At 61.7% G+C, this 22,510-nt stretch carries 19 protein-coding genes and 1 pseudogene; 11 read left to right on the top strand and 9 right to left on the bottom strand.

Translation table 11 applies throughout. The annotated features are described in order from the left end of the window. Nucleotides 1–136: 136 nt before the first annotated feature. The gene (locus tag HCN58_RS08665; protein WP_171578943.1) at nt 137–1,843 is read left to right on the top strand and encodes an amidohydrolase; all 1,707 of its coding nucleotides are present in this window, start codon (nt 137–139) and stop codon (nt 1,841–1,843) included. A gap of 150 nt (nt 1,844–1,993) precedes the next feature. On the opposite strand, the gene HCN58_RS08660 is transcribed toward HCN58_RS08665, so the two are convergent. From HCN58_RS08660 to HCN58_RS08645, 4 genes are all read right to left on the bottom strand, one after another. Next, nucleotides 1,994–3,091, bottom strand: a complete 1,098-nt coding sequence (locus HCN58_RS08660) for an HD-GYP domain-containing protein (RefSeq protein WP_171578942.1) — start codon at nt 3,089–3,091, stop codon at nt 1,994–1,996. A gap of 322 nt (nt 3,092–3,413) precedes the next feature. Beyond that, a complete protein-coding gene (locus HCN58_RS08655; RefSeq protein ID WP_171578941.1) occupies nt 3,414–5,696 on the bottom strand; it encodes a xanthine dehydrogenase family protein molybdopterin-binding subunit in 2,283 nt (760 codons plus the stop codon). Next, nucleotides 5,693–6,184 carry a (2Fe-2S)-binding protein gene (locus tag HCN58_RS08650; protein WP_171578940.1) on the bottom strand — a complete coding sequence of 164 codons (492 nt, stop codon included), beginning with the start codon at nt 6,182–6,184 and terminating at the stop codon, nt 5,693–5,695. The genes HCN58_RS08655 and HCN58_RS08650 overlap by 4 nt, the downstream gene beginning before the upstream one ends. A 293-nt stretch (nt 6,185–6,477) precedes the next feature. Then, a complete protein-coding gene (locus HCN58_RS08645) occupies nt 6,478–7,290 on the bottom strand; it encodes an oxidoreductase (protein WP_235983492.1) in 813 nt (270 codons plus the stop codon). Between the two features lie 97 nt (nt 7,291–7,387). Between HCN58_RS08645 and HCN58_RS08640 the strand changes: the two genes are divergently transcribed. The 5 genes from HCN58_RS08640 to HCN58_RS08620 all read left to right on the top strand — a co-directional run bounded on the left by HCN58_RS08640 (nt 7,388) and on the right by HCN58_RS08620 (nt 10,372). Continuing rightward, complete coding sequence (locus HCN58_RS08640) at nt 7,388–7,999, top strand: TetR/AcrR family transcriptional regulator (RefSeq protein ID WP_171578938.1); 612 nt, start codon at nt 7,388–7,390, stop codon at nt 7,997–7,999. Then, nucleotides 7,996–8,292 (top strand): YciI family protein, encoded by a 297-nt coding sequence (locus HCN58_RS08635; RefSeq protein ID WP_171578937.1) that lies wholly within the window; start codon nt 7,996–7,998, stop codon nt 8,290–8,292. The genes HCN58_RS08640 and HCN58_RS08635 overlap by 4 nt, the downstream gene beginning before the upstream one ends. 219 nt (nt 8,293–8,511) lie before the next feature. Beyond that, nucleotides 8,512–9,300: an alpha/beta fold hydrolase gene (locus tag HCN58_RS08630; RefSeq protein ID WP_171578936.1), complete on the top strand. Its 789-nt coding sequence runs from the start codon at nt 8,512–8,514 to the stop codon at nt 9,298–9,300. After that, a complete protein-coding gene (locus tag HCN58_RS08625; RefSeq protein WP_171578935.1) occupies nt 9,297–9,641 on the top strand; it encodes a hypothetical protein in 345 nt (114 codons plus the stop codon). Before HCN58_RS08630 ends, HCN58_RS08625 begins: the two co-directional genes overlap by 4 nt. Nucleotides 9,642–9,697: 56 nt before the next feature. Continuing rightward, on the top strand, nt 9,698–10,372 hold the full coding sequence (locus HCN58_RS08620) for a dienelactone hydrolase family protein (RefSeq protein ID WP_171578934.1): 675 nt from the start codon (nt 9,698–9,700) through the stop codon (nt 10,370–10,372). Between the two features lie 131 nt (nt 10,373–10,503). Here the strand turns inward: HCN58_RS08620 and HCN58_RS08615 are convergent, their stop codons facing one another. The 4 genes from HCN58_RS08615 to HCN58_RS08600 all read right to left on the bottom strand — a co-directional run bounded on the left by HCN58_RS08615 (nt 10,504) and on the right by HCN58_RS08600 (nt 13,966). Continuing rightward, nucleotides 10,504–11,508: a Bug family tripartite tricarboxylate transporter substrate binding protein gene (locus tag HCN58_RS08615; protein ID WP_171578933.1), complete on the bottom strand. Its 1,005-nt coding sequence runs from the start codon at nt 11,506–11,508 to the stop codon at nt 10,504–10,506. A gap of 362 nt (nt 11,509–11,870) precedes the next feature. Next, a complete protein-coding gene (locus HCN58_RS08610; RefSeq protein ID WP_311966801.1) occupies nt 11,871–12,614 on the bottom strand; it encodes a polysaccharide biosynthesis/export family protein in 744 nt (247 codons plus the stop codon). Between the two features lie 254 nt (nt 12,615–12,868). After that, a complete protein-coding gene (msrA, locus tag HCN58_RS08605; RefSeq protein WP_171578932.1) occupies nt 12,869–13,525 on the bottom strand; it encodes a peptide-methionine (S)-S-oxide reductase MsrA in 657 nt (218 codons plus the stop codon). A 123-nt stretch (nt 13,526–13,648) separates the two neighbouring features. After that, the gene (locus HCN58_RS08600) at nt 13,649–13,966 is read right to left on the bottom strand and encodes a hypothetical protein (protein WP_171578931.1); all 318 of its coding nucleotides are present in this window, start codon (nt 13,964–13,966) and stop codon (nt 13,649–13,651) included. Between the two features lie 373 nt (nt 13,967–14,339). Here HCN58_RS08600 and rpsT point away from each other — a divergent pair, with 373 nt between their 5' ends. From rpsT to recF, 5 genes and pseudogenes are all read left to right on the top strand, one after another. Further along, on the top strand, nt 14,340–14,606 hold the full coding sequence (rpsT, locus tag HCN58_RS08595; RefSeq protein ID WP_171578930.1) for a 30S ribosomal protein S20: 267 nt from the start codon (nt 14,340–14,342) through the stop codon (nt 14,604–14,606). A gap of 1,329 nt (nt 14,607–15,935) precedes the next feature. Next, on the top strand, nt 15,936–17,366 hold the full coding sequence (gene dnaA / locus HCN58_RS08590) for a chromosomal replication initiator protein DnaA (RefSeq protein WP_171578929.1): 1,431 nt from the start codon (nt 15,936–15,938) through the stop codon (nt 17,364–17,366). A gap of 392 nt (nt 17,367–17,758) precedes the next feature. Then, entirely contained in the window at nt 17,759–18,877 is a 1,119-nt protein-coding gene (dnaN, locus tag HCN58_RS08585) for a DNA polymerase III subunit beta (RefSeq protein ID WP_171578928.1), read from the top strand. A gap of 37 nt (nt 18,878–18,914) precedes the next feature. Beyond that, nucleotides 18,915–19,210: pseudogene (locus HCN58_RS08580) on the top strand (GIY-YIG nuclease family protein). Nucleotides 19,211–19,257: 47 nt separating this feature from the next. Beyond that, nucleotides 19,258–20,394: a DNA replication/repair protein RecF gene (recF, locus tag HCN58_RS08575; RefSeq protein WP_171578927.1), complete on the top strand. Its 1,137-nt coding sequence runs from the start codon at nt 19,258–19,260 to the stop codon at nt 20,392–20,394. A 7-nt stretch (nt 20,395–20,401) separates the two neighbouring features. Here the strand turns inward: recF and HCN58_RS08570 are convergent, their stop codons facing one another. Continuing rightward, entirely contained in the window at nt 20,402–22,288 is a 1,887-nt protein-coding gene (locus HCN58_RS08570) for an acyltransferase family protein (RefSeq protein ID WP_171578926.1), read from the bottom strand. Between the last annotated feature and the right edge of the window lie 222 nt (nt 22,289–22,510).

Here is a 22,510-nt window from a genome sequence, read left to right as displayed (position 1 = left end):
CGCCGTCACTGCAAGCGAAGCGACGCAATCCACCGTTCCGCACACTTGGAAGCATGGATTGCTTCGTCGCTTCGCTCCTCGCAATGACGTGGGTAGCAGTCTAAGAACAACATTGAGAATTACAGGGGAGCGCATGATGCTGTTGCCAAGGTCAGGGCTTGCCAAATTTGCTCGCTATCTTGCGGCAGTTATCGTTGCCGCATCGTCTGCGACCATTGCGTCCGCGCAAACTGCCGATACCATCCTGTTCAACGGCAAGATACTCACCGTCGACAGGGATTTTTCGGTGCAACAGGCGCTGGCGATCGAAAACGGCCGGATCGTCGCCACCGGCCCTTCGGCCGATATGAAGAGGCTTGCCGGCGACAAGGCAAGGCTGGTCGATCTCGGTGGCCGCACCGTGATCCCCGGACTGACCGATGGCCACATCCACGGCATCCGCGCGGCGTTGACGTTCGGCACCGAGGTGAACTGGATCGGCGTGCCGACCTTGAAAGACGCGCTGGAGAAAATCCGCGCGACAGCAAAGACGCAAAAGCCCGGCTCCTGGATCGTCGTCGCAGGCGGCTGGACCGAAGAACAATTTGCGGAAAAGCGCCGGCCGATACCCAGCGAGGTCGCAGCCATTGCGCCCGACAATCCGGTCTACATCCAGCATCTCTACGACTGGCTGCTGTTGACGCCGAAAGCCATTGAGGCGCTGAACATTCGTAGCGATGCGGACGTCACACCCGGCGGCAAGCTCGAACTTGATGCTGCCGACAAGCCGACCGGCGTGATCAATGCTAATGGCAATGCGCTCGGCAAGATATTCGACAAGCTGCCAAAGCCCACCATGGAGCAGCAACTCGACGGTTCCAAAAAATTCTTCCGCGAGATGAACAGCCTCGGCATTACCGGCATTGTCGACGGCGGCGGGGTCAGCATGTATCCCGCGAGCTACCAGGCCGTGTTCAAGCTGTGGCGCGACAAGCAGCTCACCGTACGTGTCGCCTATCACCTCTGCTCGCCGAAGCCGGGCAGCGAGCTCGCCGATGTGCAGAACCTGACACAGTTGCTGCCGCCGGGGTTTGGCGATTCCATGCTCCACTTCAACGGCCCTGGCGAGATCCTGATCTGGGCCGACTGGACCGACGGTGACATCACGCCGGACGGCAAGGCGAAGCTCGCGGAATTTCTGCGCTGGGCGGCGTCGAAAGGTTACACGATTCAATTGCACTGGAATCCGGACCGTACCGTCCACGACCTGATCGATGTGGTCGAGGACATCAACAAGGACTACCCGGTGCGCGATCTGCGCTGGACCGTGCTGCATCTGTACAACGCCTCGGAAGATAGCCTAAAGCGGATGAAGTCGCTCGGGTTGATCTGGGGCGTGCAGGACGGTCTTTATTTTGGCGGCGAGCGGCTGCAGCGCGAGGTCGGCGTCGATCAGGCCCGGCTGATGCCGAGGATCGCAACCGCGATGAAGCTGGGGTTGACGGTTGCCGGCGGCACCGATGCGCACCGGGTGTCGTCCTATAACCCGTTCGTCTCGCTGCAATGGTATCTCGATGGCACCACCATCGGCGGCACCAAGACCCGAGGCGATGAAGAGGCCCCAAGCCGCCAGCAGGCCCTCGAAATGTACACCCGCAATTCGGCTTTCATGGCCAACGATGACGACAAGCGCGGCACGCTTGAGCCAGGCAAATTCGCCGACCTTGCGGTGCTCTCGGCGGATTATCTGACCGCGCCGGTGAGCGATATTGGAAAGATCAGGTCAGTGCTCACCATGGTCGGCGGCAAGGTGGTGCATGCGGCGGAGCCGTTTACGGAATTGGCGCTAGGCCCCGATCGCTAGTTTCGTCATTGTGAGCGCAAGTTCCTCGCAATTTAAGCGGCTGCCCTCTCCGCGTCATTGCGAGCGAAGCGAAGCAATCCATAGCACAGCATAACGGATGGATGGATTGCTTCATCGCTTTCGCTCCTCGCGATGACGACGTGCTGGAACTCAATAATACCCGAACGCCACCGGGCGGAAGGCGTGCAGCAGATGCTGGTCGAGCTTGTCGCCCATTTCTTCCAACATGCCGAAGGCCTTGGCATGCGTGAATTGCAGCCGGTAGGCGCGCTTTTCGACGAGGGCCGCGTAGATATCGACGATCGTGGTCAGCCGCACGATGTCGCTGATCTCCTTGCCGCTCAGGCCGTTGGGATAGCCGGTGCCATCGAGAAATTCGTGGTGGTGCAGCACCACGTCGAGCATTTCGGGCGGAAAGCCGCCTTGCGCGGCGAGCGCATCATAGCCGCGGCGCGGATGCTGGCGCATTTCTTCCATTTCTTCCAGCGTCAGCGGGCCCGGCTTGTCCAGGATTGCCACCGGAATGAACGCCTTGCCGACGTCGTGCAGCAGGGCTGCGCGGGCGAGACGGCGCTGGTCGTCCTCGCGCATGCCGAGATGCTGCGCATACGCGACCGCAAAGCCGGTGACAAAGAGACAATGACGGTAGCTGCCGGCGTGGTGGCAGCCGACCGTCGTCAGCCATTCCCGCAAGGACGAATGCTTGATTGCCTTGAGAATCTTGTTCTCGGCCTCGACGATGTCGCTGAACTTCAAGGGAACGCCGGCCGGAAGCTTTTCGAAAATCTTGACCATTACGGCATGCGCCGCCTCGACGCCCCTGTTGAGTGCCTTGCCGCGATCGGTCTCGTCGAATCCGTCGCTGTCCGGAAACGCGGCGCGGATCCGCTGCAGGATACCTTGCGCGTCGAACGGCCGCGCGATCGTGTCGGTGGCGCCGAGCGCCCAGGCCTGCATCGATCCGTGATGCAGCGCGTCCGCCAGCACGAACAGCCGCGGCATTTCGCGATAGGCCTCGGCCCGCAGCTTGTTGCGCACCAGTTGCACGCTCTCGGCGGAACGCAGATTGATGTCGACTACGATGCCCGCGAGATCGCGTTCCGGGCTGTCGGGAATGTCAGAAGTCGCGATGGTATCGACCTGGCCGACAGATCGCAAAATGCTGGCGAGTTCGCTGCTTTGATCGCTCCGATCCGAAGCGAGCAACAGCCGGCGCCTGGTCGAAGTTTTGTTGATTGCGGATGTCATGAAACCCCAGACCCCTAACGATGACGACTTGCAACCAAGGCTAGCGGATAATGAGTTCCTCGGGGCTTAAGAGGAATGCTGAACGCGAACTACCGTGAAGGTTACAATTTTAGCCATCTGGTTCGTGATGCGCCGCACTCACGACGTCCAACGGCAGTCATCATCCGCGAAGCGGATGATCCGGTGCGCCGTGACGGCTGTGGAGACGGCACGGCCACGGCGTACTGGATGCCCCGCATGCGCGGGCCATGACGAGAAAGAGGCAAAAAATCCGCCGGAGGCTTTGCCCCGGCGGATCATGCTCCGATCGATGACGCGCGTCCTACGCCTTCATGCTAGCCTTCACCGCTTCTGCCGTGATCGGCAAGGAGCGGATGCGCGCGCCGCAGGCGTTGAAGATGGCATTACCGATTGCAGGCGCGATCACCGTCACCGCCGGCTCGCCGACGCCGGTCGGCTTATCGCCGTTGGCAATGACGTTGACGGCCACTTCCGGCGTCTGGCTCATCCGCAACGGCGTGTAGGTATCGAAGTTGGTCTGCTCGATACCGCCATCCTTCAGCGTGGCCTTTTCATACATGGCGAGCGAAAGGCCCCACAGCGCCGCGCCCTCGACCTGGGCACGGATGTTGTCGGGATGCACCTGCATGCCGACGTCGGTGGCAACAGTCAATTTCTTGACCTTGACCTCGCCGGACGGCGACACGGCAACCTGGGCCACGCAGGCAGTCCAGCTTGCGGTGGCCCGCTCCTGCGACGAGACGCAGGCGACGCCCATGCCCTCGCCTTTCGGCAGCTTGGTGGTGCCATAGCCGGCCATGCCCATCGCCGCCAGCAGGGTATTGCGCAGGCGTTGCGCACCGCCATCGTTCTTGCCTTTGCCGTCGAGCAACGCGATGCGGTACTGCGCGGGATCCTGGCCTGCCGCATGAGCGAGTTCGTCGATCATGCTTTCAACCGCCCAGAAGGTCCAGCCCGGCGCCACCGAGCGTAACTGACCCGACGGGGTGGCGTTGTGCGCCATCTCGTTCTTGATCGCGCGGACATTGTGATTGGGCACGGAATAGAAGAAATCCGCGCCGTTCACCGTGAAGGCATCGAGCGGCCCCTTCTTGTCGACCGAAGGCGACAGGAAATCGGGGATTCCCCAGCGCTGAGTCGGCCACGCGCTGACCACGTCGTGATTGAGCGCGATCAGCTTGCCGTCGCCATCGAGACCCGCCTTGACCTTCTGGAAGGTCAGCGGACGCGAGTAGTCCATCGTCATGTCGTTTTCGCGCGAGTAGATGACCTTGACCGGCTTGCCGACGGCCTTGGCCGCCTGCACTGCCGGCACCATCATGTCGGCGTCGAGCCGCCGGCCGAAGCCGCCGCCGAGCCACATCTGGTGCATCACTACGAATTTTGGATCGATCCCGGCAGCTCCGGCTGCGATTGCGCCGGAGCGTGTCGCAAACTGGTTGCCGGAATAGATATGCAGGATGTCGCCCTTGAACTCGGCGGTCGCGTTCATCGGCTCCAGCGGCGCGTGGATGTTGATGCTGGTGGTGTATTCCGCCTCCACCACCTTGGCCGCGGTCTCGAAAGCCGCCACCGTATCGCCGTCCTTGACGAAGAACTGCCCGGCATCGTCGAGCGCCTGCAGCCGCTTCGCCTCGTCAATCAACGATTGGCTCGATAGCGTGGCGTTCGGGCCGTTGTCGTAGGTGATCTTCAGCGCGTCGGCCGCCTTGCGGGCATTGGCATAGGTGTTGGCCACCGCCACCACCCAGCCGGTCGTGCTGCCAGTCTTGTCGTCCAGCGTCACCGCCTTGATGAAGCCCGGCACCTTCTTTGCCGCGCTATCGTCGACCGATTTCACCGTGGCGCCATAGCGCACCGGCGGCGTGACGACCTTGCCGTAGACCATGCCCGGCAGCATCACGTCGATGCCGTATTTCGCCGTGCCGTTGATCTTCGGAGGGATATCGAGCTGCGGCACCGAGACGCCGATCATGGTGTACTGGTCGGGCGTCTTGAGCTTGATGGCCTTGAGTTCGTCCGGCGTGAAGGTCTTGGTGATCTTGCCGCTCTTGACGATGTCGGCGAAGCTCATCGACTTCTTCGACTTCGGATGCGAGACGGTGGAGTTGCGCACCACCAGCTCGCCGGCCGGCACGCCCATCGCCGCGCTAGCGGCTTCCGTCAATGCGATCCGGCCTGCGGCGCCCGCACGGCTCATCGCCTCGAAGTTCATCATTGTGCTCCAGCTTCCGCCGGTAATCTGCGCCCCCAACACGGGATCGTTGAACTTCGGATCGTTCGAAGCGAGCTGGACCCGCATGTCCTTCCAGTTCGAGCCGAGTTCTTCCGAGACGATCTGCGCCATTGTGGAAGCGATGTGCTGGCCCATGTCGGCCTTGCCGCAGGTGACGGTGACAATGCCGTCGGGCGCGATCGAATACCACACCGAAGGTTCGAAGTTGGAGGGCGCGGCGAGCGCCTGATCGACGCCGGGGACTGCGGCATAGCCGAGCACCAGGCCGGTGGCGGCCGAGCCGACCAGGAACGAGCGGCGGCTGAGATCGGTGGGGGCGCTGACGGCGATTTTCACGTGCGTATTCATGTGGCCCTCCGCTCGGTGCTGGCGTTGGAGGCGGTACGCATTTCGGATGCTGCACGCATAATCGCCTTCTGAATGCGCGAATAGGTCATGCAACGGCACAGATTGCCGTCCATATGCGCGACCACTTCATCCTTGGTCGGATTGGAATTCTTGGACAGTAGCGCTGCCGCCTGCATGATCTGACCGGACTGGCAGTAGCCGCATTGCGGCACCTGCTCGGCGATCCAGGCTTTCTGCAGGGGATGATCGCCCTTGGCGGAAAGACCTTCGATGGTGGTGATCTTCTTGCCGACGGCCTCGCTGACCATAGTCTGGCAGGAGCGAACGGCTTCGCCGTTGACGTGAACCGTGCAGGCGCCGCAGAGACCTGCGCCGCAACCGAATTTCGTACCGGTCATCTGCAATTGCTCGCGGATGACCCAGAGCAGCGGCGTATCGTTGGACGCCTCGACGGACATATTCCGTCCGTTGATATTGAGATTTGGCATCGCTCTCCCCTTCCGGTCGATGAAGCCGCTTACGGCGGCGGTTCACTTTTTGGGATTACCGGCACCCACCGGGTCGATGCCGGTTGGCGCGAGAATGGTCCCGATCGAGTTTGTAGGCAATTCAATTTGGAATTGCTCGAAGAGAATAATAATTCAAAGATTTCCCTTGCTGCGCTGCGGAACGGTTTGTCGCGAATTTGTCAACGCGAGGGGGCTGGCCAGTGCCCAGCTTGCGATTACCCACGTCGTTGCGTGGGCCGCGCCGTTGGGTCCGGAGATGGCGGGTGAAACGGCTATGCCGGCAGCCCCAATTGCTTGCGGAGGCTCTTGTCGAACATGCGTTCAGGAACGAAACGGCGCAGGACGCTCACCTGGCCGGCCATTTTACCGCACGTATATCGGTGACGAGGCGATGCGGTGGTCGCGGCTTCGACTACTCTCTTGGCAACAATCTCGGGCTTGTCCGCCGTCTTCATTATTTCCTGCAGAACTGCGACGGCTCGCGCGCGTGCCGCGACGTATGCATCCAATGCCCGATCGGGAAGCACCATGTTCTGTTCGAAGGAAGTGCTGGTATACGCCGGCTCCAGCAAGCAAACTCGGATGCCGAAGCTTCGCACCTCGTGATCGAGAGATTCCGAATAGCCCTCGAGCGCATGCTTCGTTGAGGCGTAGAGCGCCGAGAACGGCGCCGGTATCAGGCCCAGCACCGAGCTTATGTTGATGATCCTTCCACTTTTCCGGGCTCGCATGTGCGGCAGGACCGCATTGCTCATGCGCATGACGCCGAAGAGGTTTACGTCGAACAGCGCCTGGGCTTGAGCAATTGAGGATTCCTCAGCTCCGCCCATCAGGCCCGTCCCGGCGTTATTGACCAGAACGTCGATCCTGCCCGTCGTGTCGAGCACCTTGTCAACGATAAGCTTCACCGAACTGTCATCGGTCACATCGCAGGCGACCATCGTGATGCCGTCGGGGCCACCTGCGGCCATCCGTCGGCTGGTGCCGAACACGCGGAATCCAGCTTCCCGCAGGGCCTTTGCCGAAGCCAGCCCAATGCCCGTGGAAGCCCCGGTTACAATCGCCACTTTACCGTCTTGCAGCATGAGGATCTCCATGGACGCATTGAACAGTCGCTTAAATTATGATATGAATATCATATTATGATCATAATTCAATAGACTTTCGGCCAGAGGATCCGTCATGCGCTACGCCAAGGGGCACAAAGAAACCTCGCACGAGCGAATAGTGAAGGCCGCAGCGAAAAGATTCAGGCGGGACGGCATTGCTGCCACCGGGATGACCGGGATTATGACCGAAGCAGGACTGACGAACGGCGGTTTCTACTCGCATTTTCGCTCGAAGAACGATCTGGTGAGGGAAGGCATCGAGCGAGCGCTCGCCGACCAACTGCAAAGCCTGGCCGATCCCGACCCCGAGCCGGTGGCATTAGCTCACCTGATCCGTTCTTATTTGTCTCAGCACCATCGTGACCGGCCCGGCACGGGATGCGCCTCCGCGGCGCTACTGCCCGAAATTGCCCGCCAGCCCCACTCCGTGCGCAAGGCTTATACCGCCCGATTACGCACTCTCATCAGGCAGTTGGCGCGACGGTTGCCCCAAGACAACGCCATCCCCGAATCGCAGGACACAGCGATCGCGATCTTGGCCGTCTTCATCGGAACGCTTCAGCTTTCGCGTGCCGTCGATGACCCGGCGTTGTCCGACGCAATGCTTGCTGCGGGCATTCGTGCGGCAACTACTCTCGCCGGCCTGGCCGACGGTTCTGTCCAACATGAAGGGATACAAGGATGAAATACTATCTATGCAAGTTCCTTCCGCCCCGCCCTGATTTCCTCAAGACGATGACCCCTGAAGAGAGCAGCCTGATGAAGCAGCATGGCATGTTCCTGAATGATCTTCTTGAGAAGCGAATGGTCGTCGTCCACGGACCGGTGGATGATCCCGCCGGCGGCTGGGGGATGTCCGTCTACGAGATCGAGGACGATCAGGATATCAACGCCATGACCTCGGAAGATCCCATGGTGAAAAGTGGCGGCGGACGTTACGAGATTTATCCGATGCGCCATTTGCGGGCGCGCGGCTAAGGCGATCCGATTTCCTTGGAAAAAGCGGCCGAGACGCCAGCCGATTCTCGCCGCTCTTTTGCTCATTGGCCGCGCGGGAGCGATGCGGGCTGCCGACAGCAATCTGGTCATGGCCGTATCCATGTGCTGATGCGACCCTCGCTTTCCGCATTTCCCAATCGCGATCAGATCGCGCTAGGATAAGGCCGACAGTTGCATCGGAACTCCCAAGGAGCCGCAATGCCGACAATCAACCGCGATGGGGTCCGCATCTATTACGAGGTTCACGGGTCCGGCCCACCGCTGTTGCTGACCCACGGCTATTCATCGACCAGTGGGATGTGGCAAGGCCAGATCGACGCCCTGTCGAAGCATCACAAGCTCGTGCTGTGGGATATGCGCGGCCACGGCCAGTCGGACTATCCCGACGATCCCGCAGCCTATAGTGAAGACTTGACGGTCGCCGACATGGCGGCGCTGCTCGATGCCATCGGCGCCGAGAAGGCAATCGTCGGCGGCCTCTCGCTCGGCGGCTATATGTCGCTGGCGTTCTACCGCGCCCATCCAAGTCGCGTCCGCGCATTGCTGATCATCGACACCGGCCCCGGCTTCAAGAAGGACGAGGCCCGCGAGGTCTGGAACAAGCGCGCGCATGACACCGGCGACCGCTTCGAGCGCGAAGGTCTGGAAGTTCTGAAATCAGCCAGCCGGGAACGCTCCAGCGCCACTCATCGCGGTGCGTCGGGCCTGGCACGCGCCGCGCGCGGCATGCTGACCCAGCGCGATGCCCGCGTGATCGAATCCCTGCCCGATATCAAGGTGCCGTCGCTGATCGTGGTCGGCGCCGACGACACCCCGTTCCTCGCCGCCTCCGACTACATGGCGGCCAAGATTCCCGGCGCGCAGAAGGTGGTGATTCCAGCCGCCGGCCACGCCGTCAACATCGACCAGCCGCAGGCCTTCATCGACGCCGTGCTGCCGTTCCTCGACAGCCTCGATGCCAAGGCGACAGCGAAAGCCGCGTCATGAAAACAGCCGCTGTTGTCCTCGCCCTGATCGCAGGCAGCTTCACGCAAGCTGCTGCACAACAGCTGCCGCCGGTCGGCGGCCCCTACCCGCCGCCCTTCACCGAAACGCTGTCGAACAACGTCCCGCTGGCATTCGGCATGGACGCGGACGATGCGGCGCGCGCGCTCGGTGTCCCGCTCAATTACGTCAGGGGCCGTCCGGGCGATGAAATCTTCCTGGCGTTCCGCAACGTCGGCGGCAGCGGATTGTTCTACAAGAAAGACCGGCTCTATCTGCAATTCCGCAAGGGCAGGCTGGCGGGCTGGAAGGGCGACTGGGGTCACAACTGGATGTGGCAGTAGCCGACCGACGGCCGAACCAACCGACTTCGTGCAACTCAAACGCAAATGGATGACCCGTGGGACAGGATATCAAACTGACGGCTTCGGACGCATTCAAACTCGGCGGCTACCGCGCCGATCCCGCCGGCTCGCCTAAGGCGGCGATCGTGGTGATCCAGGAGATTTTTGGCGTCAACCACCACATCCGCTCGGTGTGCGACCGTCTCGCGGCCGAGGGCTACGTCGCGATTGCACCGTCGATCTTCGATCGCACCCAGCCTAATTTTCAATGCGGCTATTCGCCCGACGAGATTGCGACGGCACGAAAATTCATCGCCAATCCGGATTGGGCCGCGATGCTGAGCGATACGCAAGCCGCGATTGACGCCGTCAAGGATGTCGGCTCGGTCGGCATCATCGGCTTCTGCCTCGGCGGCAGCATTGCCTATGCCGCCGCGACCAAACTGTCAGGCCTGTCGGCCGCGGTCGGCTATTACGGCGGCGCTGTCGTCCGCTTTGCAGACGACAAGCCGCAAGTGCCGACGCAATTGCATTTCGGCGAAAAGGACGCGGGCATTCCGCTGACTGATGTCGAGACCATCAAGGCCAAGCGGCCGGATGTCGAAATCCATATCTATCCCGGCGCGCAGCACGGCTTTCACTGTGACGAACGCGCCAGCTACGACAAGGCCAGCGCCGACATCGCCTGGCCGCGGAGTCTGGCGTTTCTCGCGAAGCATTTGAAGATATGATCCTTGTCGCCATTCCGGGACGCGCGTCTTCGCGCGAACCCGGAATTTCGAGATTCTCAGGTGCGCAATAGCGCACCATAGTTCGATGCTGTCGCATCGCCCCGGAATGACGGAGAGAGAGCGCCCTTATCTCACTCGCCCTTGACGCCGGTTGCCTTCACGACATCGGCCCACCGCGCGTAGTCGCGGCGCAGGGCTTTGTCGAACGCTTCCGCCGATCCTCCCACCGGTATGAGGCTGAGTCCCTCGATCCCGGCGACGCCCTCGGGCGAGGCGATGATGCGGGCGAGTTCGTCGGAAAGCTTCGTCACGATTTCCTTGGGCGTTGCGGCGGGCACGAAGACGCCGAGCCAGCCTTCGATTTCAAAACCGGGATAGCCGAGTTCGCCGAGCGTCGGCACATCGGGCATCTGGGCCCGGCGCTTTTCGCCGCCGACCGCCAGTGCCCTGAGCTTGCCCGCCTTGATCTGCGCGCTGGCCGTGGTCAGATCGACGAAAGCCGAGGTCACCGTGTTGCCAAGCAAGTCATTGGTGAGAGGCGCCGAGCCACGATAAGGGACATGGGTCATGTCGATATTGGCAGTCTTCTTGAGCAGTTCGCCGTAAAGATGCGACGTCGTCGCATTGCCGAAGGTGCCATAGGGCTTGCCGGGATTTGCCCTGGCATAATCGATCAGCTCCTTGACGGACTTGATCGGCTGCTGCTCGGGCACCACCAGAACGATTGTCGACAGCGCGATCTGGGTGACCGGCGCGAGATCCTTGAAGACATCATAGGGCAGCTTCGCAACGAGGCTCGGCGCCTGAATGATTTGCGTAATCCCGACCAGCACGGTGTAGCCGTCGGGCTGCGCCTTGGCCACGTAATCGTTGCCGACCACGCCGCCGCCGCCCGACTTGTTCTCCACGACGACGGTCTGCTTCCACGACTCCTGCAGCTTATTGGCAAGCAACCGGGCCAGCACGTCAGTGGCACCGCCCGCGGGATAGGGCACCACGAAGGTGATGCGCCGGCTCGGATAGGAATCGGCCGATGCCTGATGCGAAGAGGCGCACAAAGCGGTCACGGCGATGGAAGCGAGCAACGCTAAAGCAGTCGCCGCGCGCACCACGCGGACCGGCAAATGATAGTTCATGGTCACACCTCCGGATTGCAGGCACTCTACCGACAAACCGGCGCGCCTCGATTGAACGACGGCTTTCTACATCGCTGCAGCGCAAGATGGAACATGGTTTCGAGCGCATTCAGCGCATAGCGCCAATTCATCGCACCGAACCGAACCGACACTGCTGAACAGAACTCCAGCCACGTGCGAAGCCGCACGTCTGCCACTGCAAGTTAGATCAGTTGTCCCGCAACATGATGCAGAACGCTGTGTCCGCGCTGACGCGATACGGACGGTGAATTTTCTTGGTCAACTGCGAGGCATTTGCCTGACACAGATGCTCAGGAAAGGAGTTCGTTCGAGATAGCAATTCGATGAAAAGGCTTTGCGCCTTAGAACCAGCGCTCGCTGACCAGCACGGTATCGCCAGGACTGATCGGGCTGCCGGGCGGAACGATGAAGCGCGCAGTTCCCGCGGCATCGGTGTGCGTGACCGTGACGCTATCGCGGCGGGCGCGCGGCGAAAAACCGCCGGCGATCGCCACCGCGCTTTCGACCGTCATGTTGGGTACATAAGGATATTGCCCGGGTGCGGCGACCTCGCCGAGGATGAAGAACGGCCGGTACGTTTCGATCTCTACCGCGACCGATGGTTCTCTAATAAAGCCGGCGCGTAGTTTCGCTGAAATCTCCGCCGCCAGTCCCGCCGTGGTGCGGCCACGTGCCGGCACCGAACCGATCAGCGGCATCGTGATCGAGCCGCCGGCGCTAACCGCATAGGTATTGGTAAGACCTTCCTGACCGTAGACAACGACGCGCAGCTTGTCGCCGGCATCGAGATGATAGGCCGGGTCGTATCGCACGGGCGCGGGGTCGACATAGGCGACAGGCGCGGCAACGACTGCCGGTGCTGATGCTGCGCGCGGCGCCGAAGCAAAGGCGGAGCGAAGTGCGCCGATGGCGCCGCCGCCGGGCTCGGCCGCGACCGCCTGCGGCGGCGGAATGTTGGGCTGGCCATAGGCCATCTGGTCGAGATCGCCTTGCGGCGCGACCGCAACCGGTCCGGTCGTGCGCATGCAGCCCGACAGCGCGAGCGCGGTGATGATCGCAGTAATCGGTATTCGAAACGCGCGCACAACCCGCACCGGAGCCCATCCCTCAAAGCGAGACAGCTCTAGTCTTGCACCGGCTATGGTTAATAAAGCGTTTTTTGGATGGAGTGGGACGACAGGACGCGAAGCTCCCTCGCCCCGTTCATCACGGGGAGAGGGTTGGGGTGAGGGCTCTCTCCGCAGATGAGATCGCCGAAATACCTGTACCCTTCACCCGACGCGCAAGAGCGCGTCGACCTCTACCCGCAAGCGGGGCGAGGTTTAGGAACGAGCAAGCATCAAGCACTCACGCCGACGCCGATCGGGCAGGACACGCCGGTGCCGCCCAATCCGCAATAGCCCGCCGGGTTCTTGGCGAGATATTGCTGATGATAGTCCTCGGCGAAGTAGAATTCGCCCGATGGCGCGATCTCGGTGGTGATCGCGCCGAGACCCTTTGCCGCCAGCGCCTTCTGGTACACTGCCTTCGAAGCGTCGGCGGCTTGGCGTTGCGCGTCGCCGAAAGTATAGATCGCCGAGCGATACTGGGTGCCAACATCGTTGCCCTGGCGCATGCCCTGCGTCGGGTTGTGATTTTCCCAGAACGTCTTCAGGAGCTGCTCGTAGGAGATCTGCTTCGGATCGAACACGACCAGCACCACTTCGGTGTGACCGGTGCGGCCCGAGCAGACCTCTTCATAGGTCGGATTGGGCGTGTGTCCGCCGGCATAACCGACGGCGGTCGCATAGACGCCGTCACCAAGCTCCCAGAACTTGCGCTCTGCGCCCCAGAAGCAGCCCAACCCGAATACCGCCTGTTCGAGGCCCGCAGGATAGGGCGGCTGAAGCTTGCGGCCATTGACGAAATGCGTGGTGGCGGTCGGGATCGGCGCGGCTCGGCCCGGCAGCGCTTCGGCTGCGCTCGGCAATGCGGTGGTCTTGCGCATGAACAACATGGAGTACCTCCAGGCGGAAGATCGGCGGACGCGACGTCGGCGTCGGCCGGTTGGGCCTCTATATATGTCCTTACGCCTGTTGCCGCAGCCCTGTTACGCGGCCTCCGAGCGGGCGCCGGCCGATCAGTCCCGCGAATAGCCGATCAGTGGCTTGCGGGGCCGGAACAGCATCATGAGTAGAATGCCGACCACGCCCAGTACGGCGAAAACCGGCTGATCCAGCAGGACCTTAATGACACTGTTCCAGAGCCAGGGCGCGGTACCCTCCGCCCAGGTCCGGAACGCAAGCTGGCTGGATTGATGGACGTCATTCCAGAATTGGCCGAACCGGGTAAACCGCAGGGTCTGGTCGGCAACAAAACGGGCGCCATCATAGACCATGAAGATGAATCCGCCGGCCAGAAGCAGCAGGCCGATAAGTCGGAAAAAGCCGCGGATCATGCGTCACCTTATATCTGTCGCCCCCAAGAGGCCGTCAGCCAATACCGGGGGGACCCCGGAAATTCAACCTCATCAGCACCTTACGCGCCCTTTTTCCGCCGTCTTTCCGGCTTTTCGGGGAGGTCGGAAAGCGTTGACGGTGCAGGGCGCGCCCTCTATAAGACCCCCAATGGCGGCGGGCGCAATCCCGCCGCCGCTGTTCTTTGAGCAGCGCCGCTCGCGGGAGCATTTTGGCTTCCGCCCATGGCATCCTCAAGAACGGCTTAGGTTACGAACACCCTGGAAAACACAACCAGCGATCACGCAATTTGAACGGCCGGCGCGCTCAAGGGCCGACCACCCGAGCGATGACAGCCGAAGGATAGTTGAGAACATGGCCAATACCTCTTCCGCCAAAAAGGCGACCCGCAAGATTGCCCGCCGCACCATCGTCAACAAGTCGCGCCGCACCCAGATGCGCGGCGCGGTCCGCACCGTCGAGGAAGCGATCAAGATCGGCGACCGCAATGCGGCGCTGGAAGCGATGAAGCGCGCGGAGCCGGAACTGATGCAGGCGGCGCAGCGCAACATCATTCATAAGAACAATGCGAGCCGGAAAGTATCCCGCCTGACGCACGCGATCGCCAAGCTCGCGAAGTGAACTGACAGAAATAGATATTCGTCAAAGCCCGGCATCGCCGGGCTTTTCTTTTTTCAGCCGTTCCGGGCGTGTGAGCGCGAGCGCGAAATTCATTTCGTCACGAACGTGCATCCTGTGGGATTTCGGGCACACACCGAAAGCCGCGCGCCGGATCGACCGTGACAATTCAATCAACTCGTTGCCGACCGCCGGCTTGCGTGTCATATTTCGAGCACCCGTAGTTTTACGAGGTGCAACTTATTGCACCAGCGTTGCCATGCGCACTTGCGAGAAGCGCGATCGCGGCGGCTGACCTGATAAGACAATACCTGCCTCTTCCGCCACATCGCTCGCGCGGGTTACCCTGAAAAACAATTCCGAAAAACTTCGTCTCGCTAATCACTTATCCACATAGCGAGCTCAAGCGTTTTGAAAATTGGCTCCGGTAACCAAGATTGTAACACTTTCTTAAAAAATTTTGCGAGTGCGGCGAAAATTGTCACGCGCGTTCGCGCCGCGTGATTCTCTGCGCTGATTCAAAAACTTGGTGTGGAGTGTCGCATTTGCAGTGTTGCAACACCGCCGAAGAGTCACGCGACATCGTCGAATCACGGATTGTCAGAAATCGCGCTTGGTGTATTTGTTACTCGTTCGCGACGTTCAAGGCTCTCCTGACCAGCGCGGTATGAGACCCAAGAGCGGACGTGCAAATCGGCGGCGGTGTGCGCGTTAGCGACGCTTTCCAAGCGAAGCTGAGTTGGCAACTCATAGCAATATGAGGACGGTTGTTCTGTGTCTAAATTTCCCGGCGTGGCGCTCATGTTTCAAGCGCGCTCCGGACAAGAGGAATAAGATGCTTGCCGACGATGCAACGATTGGGAACGCGCAGCCCGTGAACGTGTTGAAGACGACAGACTGAGGTACGCGGCGGCGCAGCGGTCGAGCAAGCGGATGTTCGGTAGCGGCAGACTGGCTTTGAAACACTGGTGATCTGGTTGCTCGCCGCGCATTGTCGCGGCGAGAGGGGGAGGTACTATGCTTTACGAAATCAACGCGACATTCGGCACGCTCATTGCCATCGAGACCGCTTCAGAATCCCTGAACAACGCTTTTAGCCGTCCCCCCGCGCGAACTCCGCATCGAGCGTCGAGTACGCGCTGACCTCGCGGTAGCTTCTCTCACTCCATCCAGCCTTTGATCTGGGCAACGGCGATTTCGCCGAACGCCGGGTCCATGTCTGGTGGCCGTGAAAGCGCCGCGCCGAGGTCACGTCTGGCAGGAAACCTGCAGGGGTGCCCGCCAGCCGATTTCGCAAAGACACCATTACTCATTCAGAAAAGTTCTCAAGCAATGACAAATACGGAACAGGATCGCTGGTCGCGCGTGAAGGGGCGGTTGCGGACGAGTGTGGGCGAGGACGTCTATACGAGCTGGTTTGCGCGCATGGACCTCGAGGGCGTGCAGGACGAAAGCGTCCACCTGTCGGTGCCGACCCGCTTCCTCAAGAGCTGGATCCAGGCGCATTACGCCGATCGTGTCCTGACCTGTTGGCAGGCCGAGATGCCGGAAGTGCACCGGATCGATCTCACCGTGCGCACCGCGATGCGATCCGCCGCGCCTGCCAAGGAACAGACCGCACCGGCCGATCAACGCCGTATCGAGCAGACCAATGGCAGGCCCGCGCCTGAATTGCGCGCGACTGCCACTGCGCCGGTGTCCGCCAGCCATGATGCGCTCGGCGGTTCGCCACTCGACCCGCGCCTGACCTTTGCAAGTTTTGTAATCGGTCGCTCAAATACCCTCGCCCACGCGGCAGCGCGCCAGGTTGCAGAAGGACGCCGCGGCGATCCCGTGATGTTCAACCCACTCTACATTCACGCCGGCGTCGGTCTCGGCAAAACTCATTTGCTGCAGGCCGTGACGTGGGCGGGCAATTCGGGCAGTGAGCGCAAGGTGCTCTATCTTACCGCCGAGAAATTCATGTACGGCTTCGTCGCCGCGCTGAAGACGCAGACGGCACTGGCGTTCAAGGAAGCATTGCGCGGCATCGACGTGCTCGTGATCGACGACTTGCAGTTCCTGCAGGGCAAGTCGACCCAGGCCGAGTTCTGCCACACGCTAAACGCACTGATCGATGCCGGCCGTCAGGTGGTGATCGCCGCCGACCGCCCGCCGTCCGATCTCGAGAGCCTCGACGACCGCGTTCGTTCGCGGCTGGCCGGCGGTCTCGTTGTCGAGATGGGCTCGCTCGGCGAGGAGCTGCGGCTCGGCATCCTGAAATCGCGCGTGGCGGCTGCGCGTGCGCATCACGCAAGCTTCGACGTGCCGGAGGCAGTACTGGATTATCTGGCGCGCACCATCACCCATAACGGCCGCGACCTCGAAGGCGCCATCAACCGGCTGCTCGCCCATTCCAAGCTCAACGCCCAGCCGGTGACGCTGGAAATGGCCGAGCGCGAGGTGCGCGACCTGATCCGTCCGCAAGAACCGAAGCGGATCAAGATCGAGGACATCCAGCGGGTGGTCGCCCGGCAATACAATGTCAGCCGTTCGGACTTGCTGTCGTCGCGGCGAACGGCGAACGTGGTCCGGCCTCGCCAGGTGGCGATGTATCTGGCGAAGACGCTGACGCTGCGTTCGCTGCCCGAGATCGGCCGCCGGTTCGGCGGACGCGACCACACCACGGTGCTGCACGCCGTGCGCAAGATCGAGGCACTGGTGGCCCGGGATATCGCGCTGTCCGAAGAGGTCGAGTCGCTGAAGCGGCAATTGCAGGAATAGCGGCTATAGCGTTTTCGAGCGAAGCATGTCTTCGGACTTGATCCGTGGATGGATACCGGTTCGCGGGAAGAAAACGCGTCAAAACAAGAATCTAGAGATCGGTTCTGATTCGATCAGAACCGATGCTCCAGCCGGAACAGGATCTGGCTCCCTCCTCCCCAGCCTCTCCCGCCCCGATCCCAGGGCGGGAGAATTTTTTTCTGCCGGCATTTTTCGCCGCAAAAGTGGGGAACGGGCTCCCGCCTCCCTTGCACCGGCGCCCCATCCGCGCCACCTTGCGGTCCCCCCGGGGGTTTGATCAAATCCGATCCTGATCCGGCTTTTCGGGTTTCCAATGCCGCGGCGCTGCCTTGACGGGCCGCCCGGCTTTTCCATCTCTGGCGGGTATTGCAATGAAGGTCACCGTCGAACGCGCGCAACTGCTGAAATCGCTGGGTCACGTCCATCGCGTGGTCGAGCGCCGCAACACCATCCCGATCCTCGGCAACGTGCTGGTTCGCGCCGAAAACGCCAGGCTGTCGCTGAAGGCGACCGACCTCGACCTCGAGGTGACCGAAACGCTGGCGGCGGAGACGGCAACCGGCGGCTCGACCACGGTGCCGGCACACATGTTCTATGACATTGTCCGCAAACTGCCCGACGGTGCGCAGATCGTGCTGGAAGCCGACGGCGACCGCTCGGTGATGGCCATCCGTGCCGGCCGCTCGCGCTTTACCCTGCAGACCCTGCCCGAAAGCGACTTCCCCGATCTCGCCGCCGGCGACATGACGCATTCGTTCTCGCTCGCGGCTGCCGACGTCAAGCGCCTGATCGACCGTACGCAGTTTGCGATCTCGACCGAAGAGACCCGCTATTACCTCAACGGCATCTACCTGCACACGGCCGGCAGCGCCAAGGCTGCGACATTACGTGGGGTGGCGACCGACGGACATCGGCTGGCGCAGATCGATCTGGCGCTGCCCTCCGGCGCCACCGGCATGCCCGGCGTGATCGTGCCGCGCAAAACGGTGGGCGAGGTGTTGCGGCTGATCGAGGACAATGAAGCCGAAATCAAAATCGAACTGTCGCAGGGCAAGATCCGCTTCACCCTCGGCAACGTCGTGCTGACCTCAAAGCTGATCGACGGAACCTTCCCGGATTACGGCCGCGTCATTCCGCAGAACAACGACAAGGAACTGATCGTCGACAAGAAGGATTTCGAGGCGGCGGTCGACCGCGTCTCGACCATTTCGAGCGAGCGCGGCCGTGCCGTGAAGCTGGCGCTGTCGGCCGGCAAGCTCGTGCTGTCGGTGACCAATCCCGATTCCGGCAGCGCCACCGAAGAGCTGGAAGTCGAATACGCCTCCGACGCGCTCGATATCGGCTTCAACTCGCGCTATCTGCTCGACATCGCCGCCCAGATCGAAGGCGAAGTCGCCGTGCTGCGCCTCGCCGACCCCGGCTCGCCAACGCTGGTGCAGGACAAGGACAACAAGGGCGCTCTCTATGTGCTGATGCCGATGCGGGTGTGATCTTCAGTTGTCATTGCCGGGTTTGACCCGGCAATCCATCAAAAAAAAGGCCTATTGGGTGTCATCCTCGCGAGCAAACCAGGCGGAACGCTGTATGTCGGCGTAACGAACAACCTACTGAGGCGCGTCTACGAGCACCGGGAAAGCTTGGCTGACGGATTTACCAAGCGATACGGCATCAAGATGCTGGTATACTTCGAAGCACACGACGGAATTACGAACGCACTTCAACGCGAGAAGAACATCAAGCATTGGTCTCGCGAGTGGAAAATCGACCTGATTGTCGCAGGCAATCCCGATTGGAAGGATTTGTATGATGAGATTGTCCGCTAGCGCGGACGATGGATTGCCGGGTCAAGCCCGGCAATGACAACCTGGCCATGACCCCCTCTCGCATCCACCGCCTGTCGCTGACCCATTTTCGCAATTATCGCGCGGCGAGCGTGCAGGTGCGCGGCGATATGGTAGTGCTGGTGGGGCCGAACGGCGCGGGCAAGACCAATTGCCTGGAAGCGATCTCGTTTCTCTCGCCGGGACGCGGCCTGCGGCGCGCGACGCTGGAGGATGTCGCAGACAACCAGGGCGACGGGTCCTGGGCGGTATCGGCCGAGGTCGAGGGCGCACTCGGGCTTGCTACCCTCGGCACCGGCATCGATGCGCCGGCCGCGGATGCCTCCTCAGGCCGACGGTGCCGGATCGATCGCGAACCGGTGAGCTCGGCAACCGCGTTCGGCGACCACTTACGCATGGTGTGGCTGACGCCGGCGATGGACGGGCTGTTCCTTGGCGCTGCCTCGGAACGAAGGCGCTTCTTCGATCGCTTGGTGCTGGCGATCGACAGCGAGCATTCCAGCCGCGTCTCGGCGCTGGAGCGCTCGTTGCGCTCGCGCAATCGTCTGCTTGAAGTGCGCAATTATGACGACCATTGGTGTGACGCGATTGAGCGCGAAACTGCCGAGCTTGCGGTCGCCGTCGCCGCTACGCGCGGCCAGACCGTGACCAGATTGGCAGCGATGCTGCGCGAACGCGGCGCGGCTTCCGCCTTTCCATCGGCGCAGATCATGCTCGACGGCTGGATGGAAAATGCACTGCTCAACGAGTCCGCGACATCCGTGGAGGATCGCTACCGCGAGATCCTGCGTGCCAGCCGCGCCCGCGACGCAGCCGCCGGCCGCACGCTGGATGGTCCCCACCTCACCGATCTTCAGGTGATCTACGCACCAAAAAACATGCCGGCCCGCGACGCCTCCACCGGCGAGCAGAAGGCGCTGCTGATCGGGCTGGTGCTGGCGCACGCCACGCTGGTTGCCGAGATGACCGGCATCGTGCCGCTGTTGCTGCTCGACGAAGTGGTGGCGCATCTCGATCCCAATAGGCGCAAGGCATTGTTCGATGAACTCGCCGTGCTCGGCGCGCAGGTCTGGATGACTGGCGCAGATCCGGCAGCGTTCGTCGGTATCGGAGCGACCGGCGAGATATTTGACGTCGAGTCTGGCCAGGTGAGCCGCCGCGCCTAGAAGCTTTTCAGCGCCTCTTACCTTCTGACGCCTCGCTGCCGAGCAAGCGGTCGATAATCGACGCAGCCAAAAATACCGATCCCTTTTCGGTCAGGTGCACCTGATCGCTCGTGGTGAGATCGCCTGCCGCATCACCAATGCGTGTCAGGCACCCCTGCACATTGCAAAGGGCGTGCGCCGCCGAGATGAACTCCGCACCGAGCGGCTCGAGCCTGGCGCGCATGATGGCATCGTAGGCGGTGGGTGGCGCCGCATCGGGCGAACGCTGCGGGATCAGCGTGCGATGGAGCATGAAATATCTGAGCACCTCGGACGGAAGCCCGCGCCGCCACCACGGCACTCCGCCAAGAACAACGACGCGGGCATTCGTCTCCTTCTTCAGCGCGGTCACCGTCTCAGCTACGTTGTCGAGATGTTTCTCCCAGGTACCGTGCAGCAACACGATGTCGGGCCTGATCTGCCGGATAAGCGAAAAGACCTTGTCATTCATCGCGCGGCAATTGGGCGTACCCACAATATCGGCGTTCAGCGCCGGAATGCAGGAACTGGAGGTAAGCTGCGCAATGGCGAAGCCTCGCTCCTCCTGCGCTTTGCGCAGGCCCGGCAACAGCGCGCCGGCGGTCGAATCGCCCCATATCACAACCAGCGGACGCCGATCGCGCTCGATGCACGTGTCGGCAAACGTCATTTCGCGACTGAGATCGAGCAGGCATTCGTGAAACCGCCACTTGAAACTCTCCGTCGTCACATTGGCCATCGCACGAATTTCCGGCGGCAGCCGGAAGTCGAAGCCGCCTCCCCAGATGGCGGCAATGCCGGCGACCGCGATCATCGCCATGCTGGTGCCAAGCCCGAACATCTTGCGCCGGCTCGGGACGCCGAACCGGATCGGCATCTCGACAAACCGGTAGGTCGCCCAGGCCAGCAGCACGCTCGCAAGCAATATCAATTCGCGTTCCGGCAGCGTCAGCGGACCGAACTTGATAATCCCGCCGAACACCAATAGCGGCCAGTGCCAGAGATAGAGCGGATAGCTGATCAGCCCGATCCACGCCAAAGGCGGGCTTGCGAGAACAACCCGGTTTACCCAGGCCGCGGGCGATGACAGCAGAAGCGCGGTGCCTGCGACCGGCAACACCGCCCACCAACCCGGAAAGGCGCGATGGCTGTCGAGGATCACGGCAGCTACGGCGATCAGCGCCACGCCGATCCAGGCGCGCCACTCACTCGCTTTGACGCGGTGGCCGACCTTGTTCCAGCCGCACGCCAGCGCCGCTCCGGTGAGCAACTCGAACGCCCGGGTAAACGGCAAATAGAAGGTCGCAACGGGATCCGAACCGATCAACGCGAGATTGAGCAGCAAGGACCCGACGCCGAGCACCGCGGCCACCGCCATGATGCTCATTCGCAGCCGGGCTGCGAGCATCAGGAGCAGCGGCCAGAACAGATAAAACTGTTCCTCGATGCCGAGCGACCACAGATGCAGCAGCGGCTTCTTGGCGGATTCGACATCGAAATAGCCGGACTGCAGCAACAAGGCGATATTGGCCAAAAACGCCGCGCTGGCGAATGTGTCGCTGCCGAGCTGCGCGAGGGACTTTGGCAGCATCCAGAACCAGCCCAGGATCGATGTGGCAGAGAGCACTACGATCAGCGCCGGGAAGATGCGCCGGATCCGACGGTTGTAGAATTCGATCAGGCTGAAGCGGCCGAGCTCCAGTTCTCGGGCGATGATCCCGGTAATCAGAAAGCCCGAGATCACGAAGAACACATCAACGCCGATGAAGCCGCCCGGCATGACGTCCGGGAATGCATGGAAATTCAGGACCAGCATTACGGCGATGGCCCGGAGGCCGTCGACATCAGGCCGATATTTTGCTGAAGGCGAGGACAATGAAGGGCTAACCCGGGATCGCTGTGGACAGCGGACAACGACTACAGGCTGCCGCGCCGCCTTCTCTAGCAGGTCCGCGGCGATCTGCCATTTCCCACTGCGAGGTCCTGCAAAAATCCGGCAATCGAGGGCGCAGAATCAGCTCTCGAATCGCACTTTTCGAGGCCTCCAGAATCAGCCCTCGGAGACCTTGAAAAAGAGTAAAAAACCACCATTTATTCA

This window comes from Bradyrhizobium australiense, from assembly GCF_013114825.1.
GTDB lineage: Bacteria > Pseudomonadota > Alphaproteobacteria > Rhizobiales > Xanthobacteraceae > Bradyrhizobium > Bradyrhizobium australiense.
The sequence above is the reverse complement of the archived record's forward strand: the minus strand, read 5'-3'. Positions and strand labels throughout refer to the sequence as shown.